The following is a 24,600-nucleotide window of genomic DNA, read 5'->3' on the forward strand; positions in this document are numbered from 1 at the left end:
TCGATGTCCGTTCCAATCGCGACCACGACATGCCGGAAATCCTGCACGCCGAGACGCCGCAGGACGTCGGCGTTGGAGCTGTCGGCTTCCACCACATGGGTGAGCTGGCTTGACCAGCTCTGGACGAGTTCAGCACTCTCGTCGATGGCCAGAACATCGTGACCGAGACGGACGAGGGACTGGGCAACGGCGCCGCCGAAGCGGCCGAGGCCGATGANGACGACGCCGTCACCCTGAGATGTGCTTTTAGCCAACGATTGGGCGCTCCTCTGGATAGCGGAAGGGTTCATTGCGTTCGCGTAGCGCGAGCGCGCTGGCAATGGTGATCGTGCCGACGCGTCCGACGAACATCAGCACAATGATCACCAATTGCCCGACAGGGGGCAAATCTGCGGTGATCCCGGTGGAAAGGCCGACGGTCGCGAAAGCCGATATCACCTCGAACAGCACATCCTGAAGCGGAAAGCTCGTCACGCTGAGGAGGATAAGCACGCCCCCGCCGACCGCTCCAACCGCCAGCAAGACAACTGTCAGCGCCTGGCGCTGGACAGCCGAACCGATGCGGCGACGGAATGCGGTCGAATCCGTCTGGCCGCGGATCTCGGCCCAGACGACAAAGCCCAGAAGGAAGAAGGTGGTGACCTTGATCCCGCCTGCGGTGCCGGCGCTGCCACCCCCGATCAGCATCAGGGCGTAGGTGACCGCCAGCGTCTCGATCCGCATGCCTGCGACATCGATGCTGTTGAAGCCCGCGGTTCGCGCCATCACCGAGTGCGTGCCGGCGTTCAGCAGCTTTCCTTGCCACTCGAAGAGGCCGAGTGTCGCCGGATTGGTCCACTCATAGGCAGCCGTCGCGATGAGGCCGGCAACCAGCAAAAAAGCGGTCCCGAAAAGCGTGATCTTGGTGTGGATCGACCAACGTGCGGGGTGCCGCATCCCATACCGGAGCTCAAAAATCACGGGAAATCCCAAGCCGCCGATCACCACAGCGACCATAACCGGAATGAGCACGGCTGGGTCGAGCGCGAAGCCGGAGAGGCTGTCGGAATAGGTGGAGAAGCCTGCATTGTTGAAGGCGGAGACCGCCTGAAAAAGGCCGTGCCAAAGAGCGTCGCTCCATCCGTAGTCGTACGCATAGCGCAAGCGCCAGGCAAGCACGGCAGTGGTCAGCATCTCGATGGTCACCGTGACCAGCAGGATGAGCCGCAGGATTGCCGCGACATCGCCGAGCATAAGGCTCTTCGTTTCGGCTTGAGCGACCAGGCGGCGGCTGAGTTTCAGCTTCCTAGTAACCAGGAGCCCCAGCAGCGTCGCGCCGGTCATGATCCCGAACCCGCCGATCTGGAAAAGCACAAGAATGACACCTTGGCCGAATCCGGACCAGTAGGTGGGTGTATTCTGAACGACCAGCCCAGTAACGCAGACGGCCGAAGCGGCCGTGAACAGGGCCGTCAGCAGCGGGGCGCCTCCCGTGTCCGCACGGGAGATCGGCAGCATAAGCAATGCCGTGCCCGCAAGGATGACAAACAGGAAAGCCAATGGCACCAGTCGAACCGGATGCTGTATCGATCGTCGCAAACGCCACCCTTGTTGCTTGCCTCCTGAACGAGGCGGAACCACCGCTCTACAGCACACCGCCTGAAGTTGGTCCACCCTCGAAGCGGCTCAGACGCCCCAGCGGCCGCCAAACCGCAATAATAGATACGAGAGCGGTCATTTAACGCGGAAGCCATGAAGGTCGAAATGGGGTCATGAGCGCTGGTTGCGTTCAATGTCCGGTTTCGGGAAGGAAAATCGGTTCCGGAAGATCGCGTTTGGGTCAGCTTCAGACCTTGGTCCCACTGGGCTGAACGTCCGCTATCGTTCTTCGGACGCCAAAAGCCGCCATTCCGCTTTCGGCCCCCTTCCAGACATTTGAAGTTCGACACCGCTCCTAGGCCGAAGCGGCTGCCCAATTTGGTCACCGGTTGGTTTGCTTTCTGTGTTCTCCGCACGGCGGCCTTGCACCAAACGACCCCCAGCTTTCGAGCCGGAAAACCCTGTGATTTCAATGGGGGAAAGCTAGGGAGTAAAAAGGCGCACTCCCCAGCTTTGGAGAATATGGGCTGACAGAGAGCAAAAAAGGCACCTTCACTACCAGCAACAGTCCCCAGCTTTCGGCCGAAAGCCAGCAGTTCTGCGGGGTTTCTGAGCCGCCAAGTCTACGCAGTGAACGTTCTGGGAGAATTGAGTGGTAGCGGGAGAGGGACTTGAACCCCCGACCCCAGGATTATGATTCCCGTGCTCTAACCAACTGAGCTACCCCGCCAGGGCGGCGAAAGGCCCGAAATCCGCCTCAAATCAGAAGGCATGTCGAAGCGTTCGCCAAGGTCGGGCGGATATAAGGTTGGGACGCCAAGCCTGTCAAGCATCGATGCAGCCGGTGTCGATGCAGCCGGTCTGGCGCCACACTCTATCGCATCCTGTCGCGTCGCCAAGCTTCACGGTCTTGAGACGTACTTTGTGTGTCCAGGCGGACGCACGTCGCTCTGATGGCCGAAAAGCTTTGCCGGGCAGACAATCGGGCACAGAAATGCCGGGTTGAGTTCGGCGGGGCGCGCCGCTATGTCTCGGCCACGAAATTCTAGAGTTGGAATGATGAAACCGCGCATTGCAGTCCTCGGTTGCGGATACTGGGGCAGCAACCACATCCGCACCCTCAAGGCGCTCGGCGCGCTGCACGCGGTCTCGGACGTCAACCCTGCCCGCGCCGAAGGTTTCGCCAGTGAGCAGGATTGCCTGGCGATCGAGCCGGAGGCGCTGTTTGTGCGCAGCGACATCGACGCCATCGTCATGGCGCTGCCGCCGCAGTTCCACGCCGATATGGCGGTGCGCGCCGTCCAGGGCGGCAAGGACGTGCTGGTGGAGAAGCCGATCGCGCTGACGGTGGCCGATGCCGAGCGTTCGGTGAAGGCGGCGGTCGACAATGGCCGCGTCTTCATGGTCGGTCATGTGCTGCGCTTTCATCCCGCCTTCGAGACGTTGAAGGCGCTGATCGACAATGGCGAGCTCGGCGAGGTCCGCTATATCCATTCGCACCGGCTCGGGCTCGGCAAATTCCACACCGAGAACGATGCGCTGTGGGATCTGGCGCCGCACGATCTGTCGATGATCCTGGCCATCACCGGCACGGAACCGATCGACGTGCGTGGCGAAGGGGCAGCGCTCCTCGACAATCTCAGCGATTTCGCGCATCTGCACATGCGCTTTCCCAACGGCCTGCGCAGCCACCTCTTCGCGTCGCGGCTCAATCCCTACCGCGAACGGCGGCTGACCGTGGTCGGCACCAAGGCGATGGCGGTGTTCGACGATGTCGAGCCGTGGGAGCGCAAGCTCGCCGTCTACCGCCACGCGGTCTGGCAAGACAGCGGCCAATGGGCCTTCACCACCAACGAGCCTTCCTATGTGGCAGTGGGCGAGGGCATGCCGCTGACGCGAGAGCTCGAGCATTTCATCCAGTGCATCGAGACGCGGGCAGAACCGCGCACCAGCGGCGAGGAAGCCATCAGGGTGCTGCGTATCCTGACCGCCGGCACGGTTGCCCACACCGGATCGTCTTCCTGAGAGAAAGTGCGGCTGTATCAGAGCCTGATCGATCCCGATAGAATCGGGATTTGTCGCCTATTCGGCGGGAATCTGCGCCGGCCGGGCCGCCAGCCGCGTCAGCATCGCCTCGGCCTCGGCGCCGCGTTCGGAACGCTCGATGAAGCCGCCCCCGAACACACGGGCCTCGTTGCCGTCGTCGGAATAGAGCACGCAGGCCTGGCCGGGCGCGATACCGGACTCGCCGTCGACCAGTTCCACCGAAGTGATGCCGGCGTTGTGACGCAGCACGGCCGGGCGTGGCGGGCGTGTCGAGCGGACCTTGGCGAAAAGCTCCAGCCCGGCGGCCGGGATATCTGACAGCGCAGAGTCGCCCAGCCAGTTCATGTCGCGCAAATAGATCTTGTGCGTTTCCAGCGCCTCGCGCGGGCCAACGACGACGCGGGCCCGGTCGGCGTCGAGATGGACGACGTAGAGCGGCTCGCCCGAGGCAATGCCGATGCCGCGGCGCTGACCGATCGTGTAGCGCAAAATGCCTTCATGGCGGCCGAGCACGCGACCGTCGATATGGACGATGTCGCCCGGATTGGCAGCAGTCGGCTTCAGCTTGGCGATGATATCGGAGTACTTGCCCTGCGGCACGAAGCAGATGTCCTGGCTGTCCTGCTTGGCAGCGACCGTCAGCCCCATTTCCTCGGCGATGGCGCGAACCTGCGGCTTCGACAGGCCGCCGAGCGGAAAGCGCAGGTAGTCGATCTGCGCCTGTGTGGTGGCGAACAGGAAATAGCTCTGGTCGCGGTCCGCGTCGACCGGCCGGTACAGCGCGCGATGGGCGCCGTTGGCGCCGGAGCGGATGTAATGGCCGGTGGCTAGCGCCTCGGCGCCGAGTTCCTTGGCGGTCGCCAGGAGGTCGGCGAATTTCACCGTCTGGTTGCAGGAAACGCAAGGGATCGGCGTTTCGCCGGCCACATAGCTCTCGGCGAAGGGGTCGATCACCGCCTTGCGGAAGCGCTCCTCGTAATTGAGCACATAATGCGGAATGCCGAGCGTGTCGGAGACGCGGCGGGCATCGTCGATGTCCTGGCCGGCGCAGCACGAGCCGGCCCGGTGCGTTGCCGCGCCATGGTCGTAGAGCTGCAGCGTGACGCCGACGACATCATAGCCTTCATGCTTCAAAAGGCCGGCAACGACCGACGAATCGACGCCGCCCGACATGGCGACAACGATGCGGGTCTCTTCGGGGCGTCCGGGAAGGTCGAGGCTGTTCATGGTTCTTTCGTTCTGCACGGCGCCTGGATGACGGCGCTTGAATGCCAATGGCCGGAATATAGGTCAAGCTTTCCGGGTGCGCCAGCTTCGCGAACCGGCCGGTTTTTTGAACGGATTCGGGCGCTTGCTGGGCAGATGCCTCAAATGCCGACGAAAAGACTAACGCGGCGTTCATGATCCTTACCTAGCTATTAGGGATCGCTTAGGCAATTTTTAAAGCTGTGGCGGTAATGTGGTGGGGATTGGGTCTTTGAGTTTTTAGTAGAGAGTACGATGACCGATCTTGTTAGACCGCGCGTCAAATATGTTATCGGGCCTGACGGCAGCCCCCTTACGATTGCCGATCTGCCGCCGACGAACACACGTCGCTGGGTTATCCGGCGCAAGGCCGAAGTGGTGGCGGCGGTGCGCGGCGGGCTTTTGAGCCTCGAAGAGGCATGCCAGCGCTACAAGCTGACCACCGAGGAATTCCTGTCCTGGCAGGCGTCGATCGATGAATATGGCCTTGCCGGCCTGCGCACGACGCGCATCCAGCAATATCGGCATTAGGGCTGGTTCAAGGAAGTCAAAACGGCGCGATAATTCGCGCCCTTTTTGCTTTGCCGACAGGGTTTTCTCTGCTTCAGACGGTCAGCACCACCTGCCGATCGGGCTGACAAAAGGCATGAGCAGCGCCTGCTTCTTGGAGCGGGTCTTTGCCACAGGGACGGCAAGCATTTTTCGCGTCGACCTTGCCACGCTCCACAAGCCTGCGCGGTCGGGCACGACGGACATCCGCGCGACGTGGGCTGTTCAGTCAGATAAGGGTCCTGGCCGGAATCGCCTGCTGCGCCCGACATCAGGATGCCCAGGTGCGGGCGGTCGCGGAGCATCAAGGGGATTTGGCAGCGTGGGCCTGAAACTGGCAGTTGCTCGACCAATGAGCGGCGACGTTCGAGATGAGCAACGCCCTGATCGCTTTGTGCTGACCGGCCTTAAAGCCTTGTTTTCAGCCGATCATGGCGCTGCGGCCGCCGGTCTCGGCGTCGCGGATCTTGGTGTCGCGGGATTCGAGCATTTCTGCTTTGGAAAGCTCCGCTTCGGCTTCGCCGATCAGTGATTCGGCAACGCTACGCTGCTGGGCGAGGTCGCTTTGCGAATTTCTGAGATTGTCGCGGCGCAAGCGTGCTGCCTTGGCGAAGGTCGGATAGGCAAAATGGTTGATGTCGGTGATGCCGGCTTTCTTTTCTTCGGCAGTGATCTGGAGTTCGAGTTCGACAGCCATGCGCTCGAATTCGGCGATCATCATGTCGAGTTGCAGCAACTGCCGCCGCTTCTCGTTCACCTGAAACTGCTTCAGCCGAACGAGGTTTTCACGTGACTTCATGATTCGGTACTCCTGGAAACGCACACCTGCACATATCGTCTAATCCGCCTGGCAAACTCAGGCTTCGACCCGCTTCCACCGACTTTACCAGAACTATGGGAAACAAATTCCTAAAGTTTTTTGCCGGCGGTAACCATTCGTTTACGGGCATTGTTAATCATACGGCTCAGGACTTAAGGCCGGGTAAAAATTCCGGCCCCGATGCGGAAGCACGGCTAGCGAGTCTCTGGAGTCACTTAGTCTGGCTTATTAATGTTTTGCATTAGCGATTTGGTTCTGAGATTCGCTATTAGATTCAACAAGGTGTAGAAAGGGGTTAAAAAATCTGGTACCGTCAACGGCACGGAATTAGGTTTTGTTAACCATTCGATGGCAGCCTCTGCTCAGGCAATCACTGCTCCGGTCCTCGACGGGTCGTGAAATGGTCCGGCAGCAGAAAAGGGGAATGAAATGCGTGTTCTGCTGATAGAAGATGACAGTGCGACCGCACAGAGCATCGAGCTGATGCTGAAATCGGAAAGTTTCAATGTCTATACGACCGATCTTGGCGAAGAAGGGGTCGATCTAGGTAAGCTCTACGACTACGACATCATCCTTCTCGATCTCAATCTCCCCGACATGTCGGGATACGAGGTCTTGAGAACACTTCGCCTTTCCAAAGTGAAGACGCCGATCCTTATCCTCTCCGGTATGGCCGGCATCGAGGACAAGGTACGTGGCCTCGGCTTCGGCGCAGACGACTATATGACCAAGCCGTTCCACAAGGACGAACTGGTCGCCCGCATCCACGCCATCGTGCGGCGTTCCAAGGGCCATGCCCAGTCGGTCATCACCACCGGCGACCTGGTGGTCAACCTTGATGCCAAGACCGTTGAGGTCGGTGGCCAGCGCGTGCATCTGACCGGCAAGGAATACCAGATGCTGGAGCTGCTCTCGCTGCGCAAGGGCACCACGCTCACGAAGGAAATGTTCCTCAACCACCTTTACGGCGGCATGGACGAACCGGAACTGAAGATCATCGACGTCTTTATCTGCAAGCTGCGCAAGAAGCTCGACGCTGCTTCCGGCGGCCAGAACTACATCGAGACGGTTTGGGGTCGCGGCTATGTGCTGCGCGAGCCGGAAGACATCCGCGTCAGCGCCTGATCTGACGACGCCGATCCGATCGATTTTTCCGACAAAATCCGGCTTCGGCCGGATTTTGCGTTTTTATGTCGCAGATATTGGAGCGCCGATTTCCGCGGCCATGCGCCAGCGGCGGCGAATCAGGCGGCAAATCTCAAGGTGCGGAAGCGCTCGAGAAGTTGCGGCCGAGTGAACGGCTTCAGCAGATAGCCTTGGGCGCCGGCGCGCTTTGCCCGCATGATCGAAGCGACGTCGACCTCAACCAGCAAAATCAGGATCTGGGGTTGTATCGGACTTTCCATGGCGCGTACGCGGCGAATGACGTCCTCGGCCTGCATGTCCGGCAAGGCGCCGTCGACAATGATGATATCCGGCATGTCGGCAGTGCACATCTCAACTGCATCAAGCCCACTGGCAGCTTCGATGACCAGCATGTCGGAACCACCCAGGATGCGCTTTGCAACCCTCCTGATGACGCTCGAATCGTCGATGAACATGCAGCGTTTCATTTTCGAGCCCTCTTTGCCATGCGGCAATCCGGCAGCGTCGCGGTCTGGAAGGCACCGTATGGTCAATCCGGTAAAGAAGCTGAAAAGCCAATAGGTAAAATTCTTGAAAGAACAGCTTTTACGAAAACTTCTTTACCGATGCTTCGGCCGATCTAGCCTTTGGGTTCATTTCATTCGACCGTGGTGATGCGGTAAATATTGTCTGAACAACGCTCGTCTGTTCGTTCAATCAGCTTGGTAATTCAAGCAGCCGAGAGAACGATTTCTTCTGCGGTCGCGTGGATCGATATTGTCATGTTCGCCTCGCGCGCTAGAAGCAGTGTGTAATAGGGCTGCACCGAATGCGCGTCGATCGGTTCTTCAGGCTTGTTGCCGGAATGGAGCTCCAGGAATTTGGGCGGCACGCGCAGCATCGGACCGCTCGCGGCGAGCGCAAAGCGTGGTTCCGTGTCGAGGTTTTCAAGCGTGACCGTAAGCTTGCCGCCACGCGGAATGGCAGCGTTGGCGACGAGAACGAGGTTGAGCAGCAGCTTTACCTTGTTCTTGGGCAGCAGCGCACGGGTTCCATTCCAGATCAGTTCCGGCTTCTCGTTCTTCAAGAAGGCGATCGCAACGGCCTCGGCATCGCCGGTGTCGATCATCATGCCGGCAGAACCGGCTGCGCCGAAGGCGATGCGGGCGAATTGCAGGCGGGCCGAAGCGTTTCTGGCGCTCTGGCGAATCAATTTCATGGCGTCTTCGTCGGCGCCGCCTTCGTCGAGCAGCTCAAGCCCGTTGTTTATGGCGCCGACCGGCGAAATGATGTCGTGGCAGACCCGGCTGCACAAAAGCGCGGCGAGATCGGGTGCGGAAAGGGTGAAAAGCTCGGCCATCGGCGAAAGTCCCTGCAAAATTTCACTGGAAATGGCCGGGCGATCAATGATCACGCCTGCCCACACGAATCACGCTCGCTCTCCCAAGGCCTACTGAATACACAGCGCCTGAGCGTGCAGCAACAAATCCGGAATTGTCGTTATCGAAAATGGTGTGTTCACGCAGGGTGCGGATACTGCGGGCCGACGCGAAATCAGCGCGAAACCAGCCTACTAACCGCCATCTTCATGTGAAAGCTTAATGGTTGAAAAAGGATTACGGCATAGTTTGTCCATAACAGTCATCCTTAACGGCCGCCAAAGAGCTGCACGGATGCGGGGCGTCGGCGAAAGTGCTCCCTGACGGAGATTGGAAGCATGTTTTCCCGATACTACGACCGGAGTTTTTTCCGTGTCTTCACAGACCGGAGTTTTCTCCGTGTCTTCTCGATGGCGATCGCTCTCATGGGCCTTGTCGTCTTTTCAACCTCGCCTTCGCGGGCCCAGGAGTACACCGCTCAGGAGATCGTCGATTCCGGTCATAAATTCTTCGGTGCGACGTCGGGCGGGCTCGCCACCGTCGTGGAGAAGATTTTCTCCTCCTATGGCCTGCCCAACGGCTATTTGCTTGGCGAGGAGGGCTCGGGCGCCCTGATCGGTGGCCTGACCTATGGTGAAGGCACACTCTACACCAAGAATGCCGGCGATCACAAAGTGTTCTGGCAGGGCCCGTCGCTCGGCTGGGATTTTGGCGGCGAGGGCTCGCGGGTGATGATGCTGGTCTATAATCTCGACGATGTGAACAGCCTCTACAATCGTTTCGGAGGCCTTGCCGGCTCCGCCTACCTCGTGGCTGGCGTCGGCTTCAACGTGATGAAGAACAACAATGTGCTGCTGGTGCCGATCCGTACCGGCGTCGGCGCCCGGCTTGGCGTCAATCTCGGCTACCTCAAGCTTACCCAGCGCGCCACCTGGAATCCATTCTGAGCAAGCGGTTGCCTCGTCACCGCGATTGTTTCCAGGATCGACGGTCTAAACAATGCTGCGGCAGACCCTTGCCGCGGCACTGGAATTCCGTCATGCGAACGTGGCACAGTCCCTTACGGTTGTTTGCCGTTCATAACGGATAGTCACCTTGGTTCAGTCGGTCCTGTTCTTTGTCCTCGGCTTTCTCTGCGCCGGCTTTCTGGCGCTGATGATTGCCCCGGCCATCTGGCGGCGGGCCGTGATGCTGACGCGTAAACGCATCGAGGGCTCGATGCCGCTGACGCTGGCCGAGATCCAGGCGGAGAAGGATCGCATCCGCGCCGAGTTCGCCATGGCGACACGTCGGCTTGAGATGAGCGTCAAGGCGTTGCGCGAGAAATCGGCCGAACAGCTTGTCGAGATCGGCCGTGGCCGCGAAGCACTGAAGGAACTGGCGCTCGAGCGGAAGGACAAGGAACAGGCCCTTTCCGCGCTCGAGGCCAAGGGCGAAGACCTTCGGCAGCGCAAAGACCAGTTGCAGCTTCTGTCGGATCGGCTTGCTCAAACCGAGCATGCCTTGGAAAAGCGTGTGCTCGATCTAAAAAAACTGGAGCACATGTATGACGACGCCAGCTTTTCTTCCAGCAGCCGTCAGATCGAACTTGTGGCGCGCGAATCCGAATTGCAAAAGCTGGCCGATGATATTTCAGTGCTGCGCGGTCAGCGCAAGGAGGCGGACAGGCGCCAACAGGAGATCGCGGCCGAGAGCAAGGCCGCGCGAGACGCGTTGAAAGCCGAGAAGAAAAAGTCCGGCGAACTGGACAAGAAGATCGAGCGCCTGCTCGCCACGCTTGCCGATCGCGAGGACAAGCTTGAACGCCGCGAAAAGGAAATCGCGCGGCTTCGCGAAAAGCTGAAAAGCGAAAGCGTGGAAAACGCGTCGGCGGCGGTGCGTCTCGTCGGAGCGCAAGGCGGTCAGGCCGATGTGGCCGTCAAGGGCGATATGGAAAAAGCTATCGCCAAGCTCGACAGCGACCGGGAGCAGTTGGAGGCGAGATTGACGGCACTGGCCAGCGAGAACAAGAGGCTGAAAACGGATCTTGCCGCCGACGCGGCATCCAGATCCGAGGGCGCCAGCGCTGCGTTGCGCGAGCAGATGAGCGACCTGGCGGCGCAGGTCGTAGCCGTGACGGCGAAGCTCGACGGGCCGGAATCGCCGATCGCAAAGGTTCTTGCGGCACCCAACCCACCGGGAAGCGGTGAACGCAGCCTTGCCGATCGCGTGCGGGCGCTGCAGAAGGCCGAATCGGCGCATGAGCCAAGGCAGTGATGCTGCCTTCTGCGGCTCAGGTCCTGCTTGCCGAGAAATGATGCAAGGCGATGGCTGACGCGGCGGCGACGTTCAGGCTGTCGAAGCCTTCTGTCATATCGATCCGCACCGTCCGCAGGCGGGCGAGCAGCATCTCGGGCAGGCCTTCGCCTTCAGTGCCGAGATAGAGTGCCAGCCGTTCGGTCCTTTTCGCATCGCGGATGTCGGTTTGCCCGCGCGGCGACAATGCGAATTGGCCGAAGCCCAGCCGATCGAGCGCCGCGGTAAAGCCGACGGTCTCAGCGAAGGAGGCAAAAGGAATTTTCAGCGCGGCGCCGACCGAAACGCGGATCGCCTTGCGGTACAGGGGATCGCAGCAGGTCGCGTCCAGAAACACGGCATCGGCACCGAAGGCGGCGGCGTTGCGAAAGATCGAACCCATATTATCATGGTTGGCGATTCCGACCAGCACGACGATCAACGCGCGGGCGGGCAGGGCATCCAGCAAGGCCTCTGCAGGCTGCGCCGCGCCCTTGCGGCCGATCGCCAATATGCCGCGATGCATGTGAAAGCCGGCGATCCTGTCCATGACCTCGCTGGCCGCCGCGTAGACCGGAAGGTCCGCGGGCGCCTTGCGCAGGGTTGCGTCGAGGCCCGCCAGCCGGTTTTCGAGCACCAGCACCGATTCGGCGGTAAAGCGTTTGGCGGCGAGCAGCATTTCGAGCACCACCTTGCCCTCGGCAACGAAACGGCCCTGCCGGCCGGCAAGATCGCGCTCGCGAATGTCGAGATAGGCGGCGACGCGCGGGTCTTGCGGGTCGTCGATACGAATGCTGCGCATGCTTGCCTCAACTGACCCGCATCGGCCCGATCGTGGTGGGTTTTGCGACAGCACGACGCGTGGATCCAAAGTGTCAGAGCGTACCTTCTGCGTCCAAGTGGACGCAAGTCGCTCAAAAGCGCGTCGCGTTCGACCGACCTCAACCGACCTCTCGCGACGCGCTTTAGGTTGTTGTTTTATGCATGTCGCTATCGCAAAACCGCTGCGCACCCTCGGGTCAGGCCCGGGTCAGGCCCGAGGGCATGCTCTTGCGCGACATGCATTAGGGAGTCGTCAGCGAGGCAGGCGGCGCTCGGACCAGTTCTTATTTTATGCATGTTGCCGGCTTTGAGCGACATGCATTGGCCGGTCAAGTCCCGGAGCGGCGCGGGCGGTATGCCATCTGCGATGGCTCACCCTCGCTGAAAATCCCGTCCAGCGTGCTGAGAAGTTCGCGCACGGCATCGGATTTACAGGAATAGTAGATCATCTGCCGGTCGCGCCGGGTCTCGACGAGATCGAGCGCCCGCAGTTTGGCTAGATGCTGTGACAGGGCGGATTGGCTGAGCAGAACCTTTTCGGCGATAGCGCCGACCGACATTTCACCGTCGGCCAGGTAGATCATGATCAACAGTCGTTTCTCGTTGCCCATCAGCGTCAGAAACGAAGCCGCTGATTCGGCATTGGCGATTAGCTTTTTCGAGACCATCGATCCCCCATACCTTCCTGCTCCTCCGGCGCTATGGGGGCAATAGCGTCTGATTCCATAGGCTCACTTGCGAATGTGCGCTGGCGATTCAACGCGACCGGGAAAGCGTAGAACATCTCGCACAAACCTCAAGACTTGCTTTCGACCCGACGCGATTAACTGTCGGACTGTGTTTAATCCGCCACTCGGCCGGTTTTTGCCATGTCGACCAGAACATGCCTGAGCTCGCGCGCCGTCCTCAATGGCTCGGGAAAGAACACCCGGCAGATATCGTCGCCCAATGCCAGGTCCATGCCGTCGGCGTCAAAGCCGGTGACGACCCAGCCGTCGCCCGCCGCCTTGGCGAAGTGGCGCGCGTAGACGGCAATTGCGTCGCTATGGTCGGCATTCATATGGTCGAGGGCGGATTGTTCGCCAGCGGCAAGCTCTTCGACGATCGGCGCGGTCGTGACCAGATCGGCGCGTTCGAGCAGGTAGGCATTGCCAAAGCCGCCGTTGAGACTGGCGCGCTCCAGCTCGAGGCGGAAGATCGAGAAGTCGCCAAGGCCGGCATAGAGCTTCGCCTTGGGGTTGCGGTTGAGATAGCGCCGTTCGGTGCGTGCGTGCTCGTCGGATCCACGCTCAAGCCGTGCCGCCCGACAAACGAGCGTCAACCGTGGGTGCGCCAGCGGGTCGCCCTTGCCGGGCTCGCCGACAAGCAGCGAACAGCGCGGGTCGGACGCGCCGGTATGGGCGGACAGCATCGATACAAGGATCAGCGGCGTGCCGTCGATATCGGTGGCGACACCAACCCTGCTGGCCAGCGGCGAACCGGTCCCGGGCTCGATCACCGCCAGCGCGCCGAAACGGGCACTGCGGATCAGCGTCTTCGCCAGCCTGATCGCTTCGGCGTCGGTCTCGCGGATCACGTCCTTCTTTCGATCGTTCAAATCCACACCGTCTTAAGCTGATCTTTGCTCTCCAGTTATCAACCTATCACACCGGATTTGACAAGGGCCCCAGATTTGAAAAGGGCCTCAGTCTCGCTTTCCGAAAGGCCGAAGCGTGCAAGCACCGTCACCGCCTGACAATCGTGATCGGCCGGCATGGCGGCAAGCGTCGGCCGGGAGCGCGAAAAGCGCGGCGCTGGGGCGGGGCGCTCAAGCGCACCCGACTTCAAGAAGGCGTTGCGAGCGCGATTGTGCGGATGATCCCTGGCTTCCCGCAGCGACAAGACCGGTGCGACGCAAGCATCGGTCGCAGCAAAGAGACGGTCCCAGTCGTCCCGTGACTTTTGCCCGACCCGATCGACAATGGCGGCCCGCATCTGCGGCCACAAATACCTGTCGTATTGGCCGCGTACAAAAATCTGGTCGAGCGGCAGCAGTCTTGCGAATTCGGCGAAGAACCGGGGCTCAAGGCAGCCGACGGCGACGTGCCGTGCGTCCGCGGTCTCATAGGTGTCGTAAAAGGGCGCGCCGGAATCGAGCAGGTTCGCGCCACGCGTGTCACTCCACAGGCCCGCCGCCATCAGGGCGTGCACAGGTGTCGCCAGCATTGAAGCGCCCTCGGTCATCGCGGCGTCGATCACCTGACCCTTGCCGGAGCGCGAGCGCTCAAACAGGGCGGCCAGTGCGCCGGCGACCAGCATCATGGCGCCGCCGCCGTAGTCGGCGACAAGATTGAGCGGTGGGACCGGCCGGCCGCCTTGCTGGCCGATGGCATGCAGCACACCCGAATAGGCGAGGTAGGTGATGTCGTGGCCGGCACGGCCCGATAGCGGACCGTCCTGGCCGAACCCCGTCATGCGGCCGTAGATCAGGGCCGGATTGCGCGCCAGTACCGCATCCGGCCCGAGACCAAGCCGCTCCATGACATCGGGACGAAACCCTTCGACCAGCATGTCGGCCTTTTCGGCAAGGCGCAGCACCAGTTCGGCGCCTTCCCAGCGCTTCAGGTCAATCCGCAGGATGGAGCGGCCGTGACAGTCGATGTCGTATTCGTCCGGTAGCGCCAGAAACGGCTGGCTCAACCCAGCCCGCTCGATGCGCAGCACCTCGGCGCCCATCTCCGACAGCATCAGGCCGGCCAGCGGCACCGGTCCAAGCCCGGCCATCTCGATCACCGTCAGGCCGGCGAGCGGGCCGGTCTTCGCCTGAAGGGCGACTTCGGCACTCATGATCGGCTACTTCGGCGCCATGCGGATGGCGCCATCGAGGCGGATGGTTTCGCCGTTGAGCATCTGGTTTTCGATGATGTGCAGCACAAGGGCTGCATATTCGGAAGGCTCGCCGAGACGGGACGGGAAGGGCACCGCGGCGCCGAGCGAATCCTGCACCTCTTGCGGCATGCCGGCCATCATCGGCGTCTTGAAGATGCCGGGCGCGATGGTGCAGACGCGAATGCCCGACCGGGCAAGGTCGCGCGCCACCGGCAGCGTCATGCCGACGACACCGCCTTTGGAGGCTGAATAGGCCGCCTGGCCGATTTGACCGTCATAGGCGGCGACCGATGCCGTGTTGACGATGACGCCGCGCTCGCCGCCGTCCAGCGGCTCAAGCTTCGCGGCCTGGTCGGCGACGAGGCGGATCATGTTGAAGGTGCCGATCAAATTGACCTCGATCACCTTGCGGTATTGGTCGAGCGGGTGCGGACCGTCCTTGCCGATCGTCTTCATGCCGATGGCGATGCCGGCGCAATTGACCAGGATACGGGGTTCGCCGAACTTTTTTACCACTTCCGCCACTGAAGCAGCACCGCCGTCGGCGCTGCTTACGTCGCATTGGATGGCGATGCCGCCGATATCGGCCGCGATCTTCGCCGCACGCTCGATGCCGAGGTCGAGGATGGCAACGCCGGCGCCCTTCGCGGCCAGTGCACGTGCCGTCGCCTCGCCGAGGCCGGAGCCGCCGCCGGTGACGATCGCAATCTGGCCGTTCGGGTTCATGTCGCCGTCCTCCATCTAAAGCGCGTCGAACTGAACGGACTCAATCGAAGCGCTTTAAATCTCTATTTTTATGCATGTCGTTACCCAAAACCGCTGCGCACTTTTGGGCGACATGCACCATCGGCCACATGCTACGAAGCCCAACAGGACGGCGCAACAGCATCCGGTGGTCACGCCATCGCGGCGATTTGCGCGGCAATCCTTGCCTGATCGGCGTGGCAAACCTCACCCACCAGCCGTGCCATCGCGCCCAGCACGATCTCATGCGACAACAGCCGGTCAGGATCGACCGGGCGCGGCATGGAGATTTGCCCACGCGGGATTCTCTTGAAGCCGAGCGGGCCGTAATAGGGCTCGTCGCCGACAAGCATCACCGCCGGCATGCCGGCCTTGGCGGCGACCTCCAGCGCGATCGCCACCAGCCGGCGGCCAATGCCGAGATTCTTGTAGGCCGGCCGCACGGCAAGCGGTCCGAGCATCAGCGCGCGGCCGGCGCCGGCCGCGATGCGCGTCATGCGCACAGAGGCGACAACGATATCGCCATCGACGGCCACGAAGGACAGAGCGCGTTCATGCGGGCCGCCCTCACGGATCTTGTAGGCGCCCAGCACGAAACGGCCCGGCCCGAAGGCTTCGTCGTTGATGGCTTCGATTTCGGGGTCATGCGCCGGAGTTTCCGGCAGGTATTTCACGTCGGCAAGGCTCATGGTCTTTGCGTTCCGGTAGACGGGGAAAGGTTTGCTGCAAACGGCAGCGTTCGCCAGTCAGCGCTTCATCAAGCGCGGGCGCCCTTTCATCGTCGGTCGAACCGGATCAAAGCAAAGTCAAACATGCGGATTTTCCGCTAGCATCAATCTTCAGCCACCGCAATCGGCCGTTTGCTGCCGCCATTCGTTTGCCGCATTCGTTTGCCGCCTTCATTCGCCCCCTTGGCGATTGACGAACTGTTCAACGCATGGCGATTTCCGCATCGTCGGTTCGTGCCTACATCCCTACGGAGACGAAAGGACATCACATGGGATTGCTGGTCGACGGCAAATGGCAGGACAGCGGTACGACACCAAGGCGAGCGACGGCGAATTCGTGCGGGCGCAGTCGCAATGGCGCGACTGGGTCACGGTTGGCGGCAGGTCGGCCGAAGGCCGCACGCGCGGCTTCAAGGCCGAGCCGGGCCGCTACCATCTCTATGTCTCGCTTGCCTGTCCCTGGGCGCACCGGACGCTGATCTTTCGGGCACTGAAAAAGCTCGAGGACGTGATTTCCGTCTCGGTCGTCCATCATTTCATGGGCGCCAACGGCTGGACCTTCCTGGCCGAGGACGGCGCCACCGGCGATACGCTCTACGGTCTCGACTTCCTGCATCAGATCTACACCAAGGCCGATCCCGCCTATTCCGGCCGCGTGACGGTGCCGGTTCTGTGGGACAGGCGAGAACAGACGATCGTTTCAAATGAGTCCTCCGAGATCATTCGGATGCTCAATTCAGCCTTCGACGAATGGGGCGATGCCGGCCTCGATTTCTATCCGAAAGCACTGCGCGGCGAAATCGACGCGGTCAACGCTCTGGTCTATCCCTCGGTCAACAACGGCGTCTATCGCGCCGGCTTCGCCACCACGCAACCGGCCTATGAGAAAGCGTTTGGCGAACTGTTCGCGGCGCTCGACCAGCTCGAGGATCGCCTATCTCGCCAGCGTTATCTCGTCGGTGACCGCATCACCGAGGCCGATTGGCGGCTGTTCACCACGCTGGTCCGCTTCGACCCGGTCTATGTCGGCCATTTCAAGTGCAACCTGCGCCGCATCGCCGACTATCCGAACCTATCGAACTATCTGCGCGACCTCTATCAGGTCCCGGGGGTCGCCGGCACGGTGAGCCTGCATCACATCAAGGCGCACTATTACGGCAGCCACGCAACGATCAACCCGACGCACATCGTGCCGGTCGGGCCGGAACTGGACTACGCGGCGCCGCATGATCGGGCACGGTTCAGGAAGGCTGCGTGATCTACCAGAAGGGCGATGCCGCCGCGCCGCTGAAAATCTCGGCAATCCGCCGCAACGTGGCCGGCGTGGTTCCTTCCGGCAAGCAGTCGAGCGGAAAGAAACCGGCTGCGGCGACCTCGCGGTCAGGCTGCTTCGGCGCCGTCTGATTGAACTGCTCGACCAAATAGAGGCCGACATGGTCGCGGCGGCTGGCCCGACGGTTGAAATGCATCGATTTCAGCACCGGCGGCGCGGTCAACGCAATATTGCCCTCCTCGGAGAGCTCGCGCGCCAACGCCTCGATCATCGTCTCGCCCAGCTCGACGCCCCCGCCGGGAAGCTGCCAGCCCGGTACATAGGTATGGCGAATGAGGAAGACGGAATTGGACGTGCGATCGTGGATCAAACCACGCACCCCGAGCGTCATCGGCCGCCGCAGCACGAAGTACAGATGAAACAGCCTTGCCCTGAGACCCGGCCAGCCGGTCTGGCGGAAAGCTTGCTCCGGATCGGGCCGCATCATCACCCACGAAACCGTGGGTGGAAAGCAGCGCGCGCGTCGCTTATGAAGGAGGGATGTTCAGGCTCGCGCATATTTCCGATATCCACTTGGGACCGCTTCCCGGTGTAACCTATCGCGATCTCGCCTCCAAGCGGGTGGTCGGTTACGTCAACTGGCAGCGCAATCGCCGCCGCCACATGCGCGACGCCGTCATCGACACCATCGTCGCCGACATCAAGGCGAGCGCACCCGATCACCTTGCCGTCACCGGCGATCTGGTCAATCTGGCGCTCGATGGCGAGATCGAGATGGGCAAGCACTGGCTGGAGACGCTGGGCTCTCCCGATGATGTGTCGGTCGTTCCGGGAAACCACGACGCCTATGTGCCTGGCGCTTTCGACAAGTCCTGCCGGTCGTGGACGGCGTGGATGACCGGCGACGGCGTCAATACGCCGGTCGACCGCGAAGCCTTCCCCTATCTTCGCGTGCGCGGCAACGTCGCGCTGATCGGTGTGACGACGGCGCGGGCCACGGCTCCGTTCATGGCCAACGGCTTTTTTCTGGAAGACCAGGCGGAAAGGCTGCGCGACGTGCTCGATGCCACGGCCAAACGCGGGCTGTTCCGGGTGATCATGATCCACCATCCGCCAGTGCGCGGCGCCGTTTCGCAGCCCAAGCGGCTGTTCGGCATTGCCCGTTTCCAAAAGGTCGTTCAGCGGCACGGGGCCGAGCTTGTGCTGCACGGCCATTCGCACGAGCCGACGCTGTTCTCGATCAATGGGCGCGGCGCCAAAATTCCAGTGGTCGGCGTCGCTGCCGCAGGGCAGGCGCCAGGCGGCAGGCGTCCAGCGGCGCAATATAATCTGCTGGAGATCGATGGTGAAATAGGCAATTGGCGGCTCAGGCTGACGCGACGTGGCCTGACCGGGCCGGCCATCCCGCCTGCCGATCTGGAGGTTGTGGAGCTTGGCGCGGACGCTATGGCGTGAAACTCAGTCCCATCGCAACGAGGCGGTCCCAGAACAAGACGATCGATACAGCCAGCCCGACCAGGGCGCCGGCAGCGATCAGGCCGAGACCGGAGAGAAAGGCTGACCAACGCTTGCGGCGCTTGACGGATCGCAGCGGCGGCTCGGCTTCCGGAACCAAGGCACGTTTCAGGCCGGCAGCCTGCTCGACCCCGCCTTCCAGCATTCTCTGGCGTTCGATGACGCGCTCCGCGACGTAGCGCGTCACCTGATCGGCAACCGGTTTCATCTCGGTCGATTCGGCGAGCACCACGCGGCCGATGCGCGTGTCCTTGAGGAAGCGATAGGTGCGGCGGTCGCGCCCCATGGCGACATGGCTGACGGCGTCGATCCAGAGGCGCGGCTGCAGCCCGGACGAGACGGCGAAGTCGAAATTGTCCATGTCGGCGGGCACGTCGGCGAAGATCGGCGCGAGTTCGGCGGCAAGCAATTCCAGCCGCATGCGATGCGCCTCGCGCATGTCGACCACGACGTCGTCGCGGTCGGCGAAGGCGTTTTTCACGTCGCGGATGGCGTCGGACAAATTTCGCGACTGATCGGCCTGGCTTATGGTCTCGGCTGCATCCTTCATCGGCGTTGCCTCGCGGGTTTGGTTAACACCGAATTAACACAGTCGCTGGCAAAATGCAGCAAAATGCAATTGCGAGATCGATAGGCGGCTTGCAAAATCTGGCCCGAAGCCACGCTTTGACAGGGATCAGCCCGCTGCGGGAGCGGAGTTTGGACGAAGCGGCCTGCTGCGGCGTTTCATGTTGCGGCGGACGATCTCGGCGATCAGGCCGGGCGCTTCCTCGACCAGCATATGGCCGGCCTCCGACACGTGGTGCAGGTGGAAATGCGCCGGCAGACCATCGGCCTGGCTGAAGGGCAGCACCGCGTCATCGGTCCCCCAGACCACAATCACCGGCATATCCAGTGTTTCGAGCCGTTCGCGCGGGATGACGCCCTGCCGATCGTCCCTGGTCATGGCGGCTGCGATCTCGACAAGTTTGTGCAACTGGCCGGGACGCGCACGCATTGCGCCAAGCACATCCACGATGCGCTCCGAGGGCGGGCTTTGCGGTCCAGACATGGCGGCGAGGCAGGCGCGAATTTCACTTTTGCCGGCTGCTGCGGCGTAACGGCGCAACAGCGGGCCATTGATCTCAGTGCCAAACCCGCCCGGCGCCAGAAGCGTCAGCGAGGCCATCCTTGCGGGTTCGGCCAGTGCCATCAGCACAGCCGCCGCCCCGCCCATCGAATGGCCGACGAGATGCACCCTCCTGATTCTGCGAGCGGCGAGGTCTGCAAGAATAGCCCGGGCGGCTGTCCTGGCCGGGCCGCCACCCGGGAAATCGAGGGACAGCCCATGGCCCGGAAGATCATAGGCCAGCGTCCGTGAACCAGGTGCCAGTGTCGAAATCACCTCGTGCCAGTCGCCGTGGCAACCGCCGAAGCCATGCAGAAAGACAACCGTCTTCGGGCCGGCGCCCCGTTCGGCAACGTAAAGCGATGAAATCATGAAATACTATGGTTTTATGCGAATTCGGATGTGGCTGGATTGCGTCTTGCACCAAGTTTTTCGCGATCGGCCGTGCTGGTCGGAAGGACTAGCTGGCATTGCCGAGCCCGGCGGCACGCAAAGCCTCGACCAGCCGCTCGGTCAGATCGGCGGGGTATTTCCGCTCGACAAAAGCCGCACGCGGATCGGCAGCGAATTTCGGGAACTTGACAGTCAACTCGTCCAGAAGTTCGTGCGCCAGTTGATCGCGGCCGGCGGCCTTGGCAGTGATCAGCCGCGCAGCCAGATAGTGCGATTTCGTCGGCGTCGCTTGCAGCGCATCGCTGGCAAGCGCGGCCTTGTTCATATCGCCAGCCATGAACTGGCCGACGAAAAGCCCGTAATCCCACCAGGTCGGATGGGCGCTGGAGGTTTCGGCGGCGTGAGCAAGGATCGGTGTTCCCTCCCTGTACCTGCCGGCGAAAATCAGCCCGTAGGCGTAAGCTGCCGCCATGCTGAGGTCGTAAGGGTTGAGTTCGTAGGCCTTGCGCATCCAGCGGATCGATTCCTCCGAATTGCCGAGGCGGGAATTGAGATAGCCATAGGCACGGTGGGCATAGGGGCTGGTCGGCCCCATCTGCACGGCGCGACGGGCCAGCGACATCGCCTGTTCGATCGTTGCGCCGGCTGGATAGGCGTAGTGATCTGTGCCCGCCTCGAGATGCAGGGTCGCCAGCTCCGAAAAGACGAGCGACGATTTCGCATCCCGATCGACCAGGATTTCGAGGCAGCGATAGGCAGCCTCATGGGTTTTGGCGCCCTGGTCGAGATAGTATTTGTCGTTGAGCAGCAGACATTCGGTCAGGCCGGTCTGAAGGCCGCTCTGTTCGATATAGTTGTAGATCGCGCCCGAGGCGGGAACGGCCGAACTCAAAATGCCGGCGACACTGTCCTCAACGGTGGAGGGTGTGCTGTCGGCGGCAGTCAAGTTGCGTGACAGCAGGACCCGGCCGGTCGCCACGCTTTGAAGCTCCAGAGTGACATCGCCTGCCGTTGGTCCCGGCAAGACATCGAATACGAAGCTGATCGCTTCGGCGACAGGATCGGGCGGGCCGTCAGCATCGCGACCGATGAAGGTGACCGTGTCGAAGCGGCTGAGGCCGGCGCGCAGCGATGCGGCGACGCGGGCAGCCTCGGCACTGTTGGTTTTCACCGCAATGTAGACGAGCGGAAGGCTTTCAGCCGGAGCCCATGGCGCAATGCTGCCGGTTGCCACCGCATTTTCAATCGTCGGCGCGGCATCGCTTCCCGCCAGCAATGCGCTGCCTCCCTGACGAAGGATCAGCACCCCCAGCATGGCGATGACCAGAGCGATCGCCAGCCAGAAGAACTGGAGATGGCGCAGCAGCGAGGGTGCCGACTGGCGAACGACGGGGGACGATGCGGCAGGTGCGGCCATGCCGGGTTCTTCGGGCGATTCCGGCAAGGTGGCCGCCGCTTCGACGTGTTCCGCCGACGCCGGCTCGACCGGCAGGCGGATCGCGTTGAGTTCATAGGATGGAACATAGCCGCCACGCGGAATGGCAATGCGGATCGGCTCGGCAACACCCTCATTGGCAAAGTAATGCTGCAGAAGCTCGCGCAGCCTGCCCGCCTGCACCCGCACCACGGCGTCCGTCGACGGATCGAAATCGCCGTCCTTGCCGAAAACATCCATCGCGATGGAAAAGCCCTTGAGCTTGTCGGCTTCGCCTGCCTGCTCGCGCTCGACCAGATAGCGAAGCAGCTTACGCGCTCGTTCGGATCTCCCGAACGTTTCGCTGGCTAGCAATCGCTCCAGCGTCTCGCGCACTGCGGGGGCGGCAGGCGTGGCATGCTGCAAGTGTCGATCCTCTCGAAGTCGGCACAGGTCAAGACGCAATCATATAGCGCCTGCACTGCCTTACAAGCATGCATCCATTATGCGATCGCGTACCACACCGGATAATTTTCCGGTGGTTAATGGTGCGAAAGACTGGAGCAGGATGATACCATCCGGGCTCATCTTGCTCCAGCTCATAGCTTTCGACATCTGGTCTGGAGCGGTTCAGCTTTTTGATAGAACCGCCGAACCGCTCTAAAGCGCGCCGCGTTTGACCTGCCTGATGCGACGCGCTTTAGGTTGTTGTTTTATGCATGTCGTTATCGCAAAACTGCTGCACACTGTTGCGCGACATGCATCAAGCATTTGTTTTTCGCAATTCCGGACGGAAAACCGCTACGCACTTTTCCTGGAATTGCTCTAGTCGACCTTTCGGCCGACGATGCGATTGGCGGCGGAAACCACGGCTTCCAGCGAAGCGGCCACGATATTGGTGTTGATGCCGGCGCCGAATAGCTTGCCGCCGGGATGCTCCATCTCGACATAGGAGATGGCCGAGGCATTCGAGCCGCGCTGCATGGAGTGCTCCGAATAGTCGAGCACCGACATCGGCACGCCGACATGGCGCGACAGCGCGTCGACAAAGCCGTCGATCGGGCCGGTTCCGGAGCCTGATATCGTCACCTCCTTGCCGCTGTCGAGGATGATCGCCTCCACCGCGCGCCGCCCCTTGATCCCGATGTCGGGATAAGTGTGGTGGTCGAGGAATTTCAGCCGCGCGCCGGGCTGATCGACGTAGGTCTCGAGAAAGCGCTCGTAGATGCGCTTGGCCGGCACCTCCTTGCCTTCGGCGTCGGTGATCGCCTGGATCGCTTGACTGAACTCGATCTGCAGGTTGCGCGGCAGATTGAGGCCGTAGTCCGCCTGCAGCACATAGGCGATGCCGCCCTTGCCGGACTGCGAGTTGATGCGGATGATCGCCTCGTAGTTGCGCCCGACATCGGCCGGGTCGATCGGCAGATAGGGCACTTCCCAGTACGGCGTGTTGGCCTTGCGCAACGCCTTCATGCCCTTGTTGATGGCATCCTGGTGCGAGCCGGAAAAGGCGGTGTAGACGAGCTCGCCGACATAGGGATGGCGCTCGGGGATCTTCAACTGGTTCGAATATTCGTAGACGTCCTTCATCCGGTTGATGTCGGAGCAGTCGAGCTCGGGATCGACGCCTTGCGTGTACATGTTGAGCGCCAGCGTGACGATGTCGACATTGCCGGTGCGCTCGCCATTGCCGAACAGCGTGCCTTCGACGCGGTCCGCGCCCGCCATCAGGCCGAGTTCGGTGGTGGCGATCCCGGTGCCGCGGTCATTGTGCGGATGCAGCGAAATGAGCAGGTTCTCGCGGTTGTCCAGATTGCGGCACATCCATTCGATGCGATCGGCATAGATGTTGGGTGTCGACATCTCGACCGTGGACGGCAGGTTGATGATCAGCTTGTTTTCCGGCGTCGGCTTCATGATTTCGGTAACGGCGTTGCAGATTTCCAGCGCCACTTCGAGCTCGGTGCCGGTAAAGCTCTCCGGCGAATATTCGAAACGATAGAAGCCGCCGGCCTTCGCTGCCATGTCGGTGATCATCTTGGCCGCATCGGTGGCGATCCGCCTGATGCCGGCGACGTCCTTCTCGAAGACGACGCGGCGCTGCAGCTCGCTGGTCGAATTGTAGAAATGCACGATCGGGTTGGTGGCGCCCTGCAGCGCCTCGAAAGTGCGGGTGATCAGTTCCGGCCGGCACTGCACCAGCACCTGCAGCGAGACATCGTCTGATACATTGCCCTCTTCGATGCACCAGCGGGCGAAATCGAAGTCGGTCTGCGAGGCCGACGGGAAACCGATCTCGATCTCCTTGAAGCCCATGTCGAGGAGCAGGGCGAACATGCGCGCCTTGCGCTCGTGGCCCATCGGATCGATCAGCGCCTGGTTGCCGTCGCGCAGGTCGACCGAGCACCAGATCGGGGCCTTGTCGATGACTTTCGAAGGCCACACGCGGTCGGTGAGACCGACGGTCGGGTAGGGTTGGTATTTGCGGGCTGCCTCCGGCATGCCCCGGGCTGCCCCCGGCAGGGCCCGGGCATCCTTGCCCATCGCCCCGCTGTCTGAGCGGATCTCTTCTCGTGCGTTCATTGTCGTCTCTCCCGGCGGCTCGCGGGATCCGCCTTCAGGCGGATTTGGTGCCGAGCGGCGCCTTTACCAGATGTTCATTCGCTAGATGTGACTTGCCAATTTTGAGACTGGCCAAGGAGCATGCGCGTGAGCGGCG

General features: G+C 61.7%; 23 protein-coding genes, 1 tRNA gene and 1 pseudogene. 7 read left to right on the top strand and 18 right to left on the bottom strand.

The window, feature by feature from the left end; all coding sequences use genetic code 11:
* The 3 genes from M727_RS0100005 to M727_RS0100015 form a co-directional block, all read right to left on the bottom strand.
* A partial coding sequence (locus M727_RS0100005; RefSeq protein ID WP_027150928.1) for an NAD-binding protein occupies positions 1-254 on the bottom strand: 254 nt, incomplete at its 3' end.
* Positions 247-1,653: a potassium transporter TrkG gene (locus M727_RS0100010; RefSeq protein WP_245268311.1), complete on the bottom strand. Its 1,407-nt coding sequence runs from the start codon at positions 1,651-1,653 to the stop codon at positions 247-249. The genes M727_RS0100010 and M727_RS0100005, both read right to left, overlap by 8 nt.
* Positions 1,654-2,231: 578 nt before the next feature.
* Positions 2,232-2,308: transfer RNA gene (locus M727_RS0100015), tRNA-Met, on the bottom strand.
* Positions 2,309-2,637: 329 nt separating this feature from the next.
* On the opposite strand from M727_RS0100015, the gene M727_RS0100020 reads away from it, so the two are divergent.
* Positions 2,638-3,603 (top strand): Gfo/Idh/MocA family oxidoreductase, encoded by a 966-nt coding sequence (locus tag M727_RS0100020; protein ID WP_027150930.1) that lies wholly within the window; start codon positions 2,638-2,640, stop codon positions 3,601-3,603.
* Positions 3,604-3,660: 57 nt separating this feature from the next.
* Here M727_RS0100020 and mnmA read toward each other — a convergent pair whose 3' ends face one another.
* Positions 3,661-4,851, bottom strand: coding sequence for a tRNA 2-thiouridine(34) synthase MnmA (gene mnmA, locus M727_RS0100025; RefSeq protein WP_027150931.1), 1,191 nt, complete (start codon positions 4,849-4,851; stop codon positions 3,661-3,663).
* 273 nt (positions 4,852-5,124) lie between these two features.
* On the opposite strand from mnmA, the gene M727_RS0100030 reads away from it, so the two are divergent.
* Complete coding sequence (locus M727_RS0100030) at positions 5,125-5,400, top strand: DUF1153 domain-containing protein (protein WP_006203587.1); 276 nt, start codon at positions 5,125-5,127, stop codon at positions 5,398-5,400.
* 439 nt (positions 5,401-5,839) lie between these two features.
* Here M727_RS0100030 and M727_RS0100035 read toward each other — a convergent pair whose 3' ends face one another.
* The gene (locus tag M727_RS0100035; protein WP_027150932.1) at positions 5,840-6,217 is read right to left on the bottom strand and encodes a hypothetical protein; all 378 of its coding nucleotides are present in this window, start codon (positions 6,215-6,217) and stop codon (positions 5,840-5,842) included.
* A gap of 450 nt (positions 6,218-6,667) precedes the next feature.
* Here M727_RS0100035 and ctrA point away from each other — a divergent pair, with 450 nt between their 5' ends.
* The gene (gene ctrA / locus M727_RS0100040) at positions 6,668-7,363 is read left to right on the top strand and encodes a cell cycle two-component system response regulator CtrA (protein WP_006203583.1); all 696 of its coding nucleotides are present in this window, start codon (positions 6,668-6,670) and stop codon (positions 7,361-7,363) included.
* A 119-nt stretch (positions 7,364-7,482) separates the two neighbouring features.
* Here the strand turns inward: ctrA and M727_RS0100045 are convergent, their stop codons facing one another.
* Complete coding sequence (locus M727_RS0100045; RefSeq protein WP_027150933.1) at positions 7,483-7,851, bottom strand: response regulator; 369 nt, start codon at positions 7,849-7,851, stop codon at positions 7,483-7,485.
* A gap of 242 nt (positions 7,852-8,093) precedes the next feature.
* Positions 8,094-8,723 (bottom strand): histidine phosphotransferase family protein, encoded by a 630-nt coding sequence (locus tag M727_RS0100050; RefSeq protein WP_027150934.1) that lies wholly within the window; start codon positions 8,721-8,723, stop codon positions 8,094-8,096.
* Positions 8,724-9,080: 357 nt separating this feature from the next.
* Between M727_RS0100050 and M727_RS0100055 the strand changes: the two genes are divergently transcribed.
* Together M727_RS0100055 and M727_RS0100060 are read left to right on the top strand one after the other, a co-directional pair.
* Positions 9,081-9,689: a DUF1134 domain-containing protein gene (locus M727_RS0100055; protein ID WP_023797936.1), complete on the top strand. Its 609-nt coding sequence runs from the start codon at positions 9,081-9,083 to the stop codon at positions 9,687-9,689.
* Between the two features lie 148 nt (positions 9,690-9,837).
* Positions 9,838-10,998: a hypothetical protein gene (locus tag M727_RS0100060; protein ID WP_027150935.1), complete on the top strand. Its 1,161-nt coding sequence runs from the start codon at positions 9,838-9,840 to the stop codon at positions 10,996-10,998.
* Between the two features lie 16 nt (positions 10,999-11,014).
* Here the strand turns inward: M727_RS0100060 and M727_RS0100065 are convergent, their stop codons facing one another.
* From M727_RS0100065 to M727_RS0100090, 6 genes are all read right to left on the bottom strand, one after another.
* Positions 11,015-11,818 carry an RNA methyltransferase gene (locus M727_RS0100065; protein ID WP_027150936.1) on the bottom strand — a complete coding sequence of 268 codons (804 nt, stop codon included), beginning with the start codon at positions 11,816-11,818 and terminating at the stop codon, positions 11,015-11,017.
* A 349-nt stretch (positions 11,819-12,167) separates the two neighbouring features.
* Positions 12,168-12,506, bottom strand: a complete 339-nt coding sequence (locus M727_RS0100070) for a metalloregulator ArsR/SmtB family transcription factor (protein ID WP_027150937.1) — start codon at positions 12,504-12,506, stop codon at positions 12,168-12,170.
* 173 nt (positions 12,507-12,679) lie between these two features.
* On the bottom strand, positions 12,680-13,435 hold the full coding sequence (locus M727_RS0100075; protein WP_027150938.1) for a HugZ family protein: 756 nt from the start codon (positions 13,433-13,435) through the stop codon (positions 12,680-12,682).
* 38 nt (positions 13,436-13,473) lie between these two features.
* On the bottom strand, positions 13,474-14,664 hold the full coding sequence (locus tag M727_RS0100080; RefSeq protein WP_027150939.1) for a CaiB/BaiF CoA-transferase family protein: 1,191 nt from the start codon (positions 14,662-14,664) through the stop codon (positions 13,474-13,476).
* A gap of 6 nt (positions 14,665-14,670) precedes the next feature.
* Entirely contained in the window at positions 14,671-15,432 is a 762-nt protein-coding gene (locus tag M727_RS0100085; RefSeq protein WP_027150940.1) for a 3-hydroxyacyl-CoA dehydrogenase, read from the bottom strand.
* A gap of 170 nt (positions 15,433-15,602) precedes the next feature.
* Entirely contained in the window at positions 15,603-16,139 is a 537-nt protein-coding gene (locus M727_RS0100090) for an N-acetyltransferase (protein WP_027150941.1), read from the bottom strand.
* Positions 16,140-16,447: 308 nt separating this feature from the next.
* On the opposite strand from M727_RS0100090, the pseudogene M727_RS35445 reads away from it, so the two are divergent.
* Positions 16,448-17,436: pseudogene (locus M727_RS35445) on the top strand (glutathione S-transferase family protein).
* Position 17,437: 1 nt separating this feature from the next.
* Here M727_RS35445 and M727_RS0100100 read toward each other — a convergent pair.
* Positions 17,438-17,938 (bottom strand): NUDIX domain-containing protein, encoded by a 501-nt coding sequence (locus M727_RS0100100; RefSeq protein WP_027150942.1) that lies wholly within the window; start codon positions 17,936-17,938, stop codon positions 17,438-17,440.
* A gap of 53 nt (positions 17,939-17,991) precedes the next feature.
* On the opposite strand from M727_RS0100100, the gene M727_RS0100105 reads away from it, so the two are divergent.
* The gene (locus M727_RS0100105; RefSeq protein WP_023797927.1) at positions 17,992-18,906 is read left to right on the top strand and encodes a metallophosphoesterase; all 915 of its coding nucleotides are present in this window, start codon (positions 17,992-17,994) and stop codon (positions 18,904-18,906) included.
* Here M727_RS0100105 and M727_RS0100110 read toward each other — a convergent pair.
* From M727_RS0100110 to leuA, 4 genes are all read right to left on the bottom strand, one after another.
* Positions 18,896-19,516, bottom strand: coding sequence for a hypothetical protein (locus M727_RS0100110; protein WP_027150943.1), 621 nt, complete (start codon positions 19,514-19,516; stop codon positions 18,896-18,898). The genes M727_RS0100105 and M727_RS0100110 overlap by 11 nt on opposite strands.
* A gap of 126 nt (positions 19,517-19,642) precedes the next feature.
* The gene (locus M727_RS0100115; RefSeq protein ID WP_027150944.1) at positions 19,643-20,446 is read right to left on the bottom strand and encodes an alpha/beta fold hydrolase; all 804 of its coding nucleotides are present in this window, start codon (positions 20,444-20,446) and stop codon (positions 19,643-19,645) included.
* An 88-nt stretch (positions 20,447-20,534) separates the two neighbouring features.
* A complete protein-coding gene (locus M727_RS0100120; RefSeq protein WP_027150945.1) occupies positions 20,535-22,307 on the bottom strand; it encodes a hypothetical protein in 1,773 nt (590 codons plus the stop codon).
* Between the two features lie 399 nt (positions 22,308-22,706).
* On the bottom strand, positions 22,707-24,383 hold the full coding sequence (gene leuA, locus M727_RS0100130; protein WP_027150946.1) for a 2-isopropylmalate synthase: 1,677 nt from the start codon (positions 24,381-24,383) through the stop codon (positions 22,707-22,709).
* Positions 24,384-24,600 lie beyond the last annotated feature (217 nt).

The organism is Mesorhizobium sp. WSM2561 (assembly GCF_000513915.1).
In the GTDB taxonomy this organism is placed as follows: domain Bacteria; phylum Pseudomonadota; class Alphaproteobacteria; order Rhizobiales; family Rhizobiaceae; genus Mesorhizobium; species Mesorhizobium muleiense.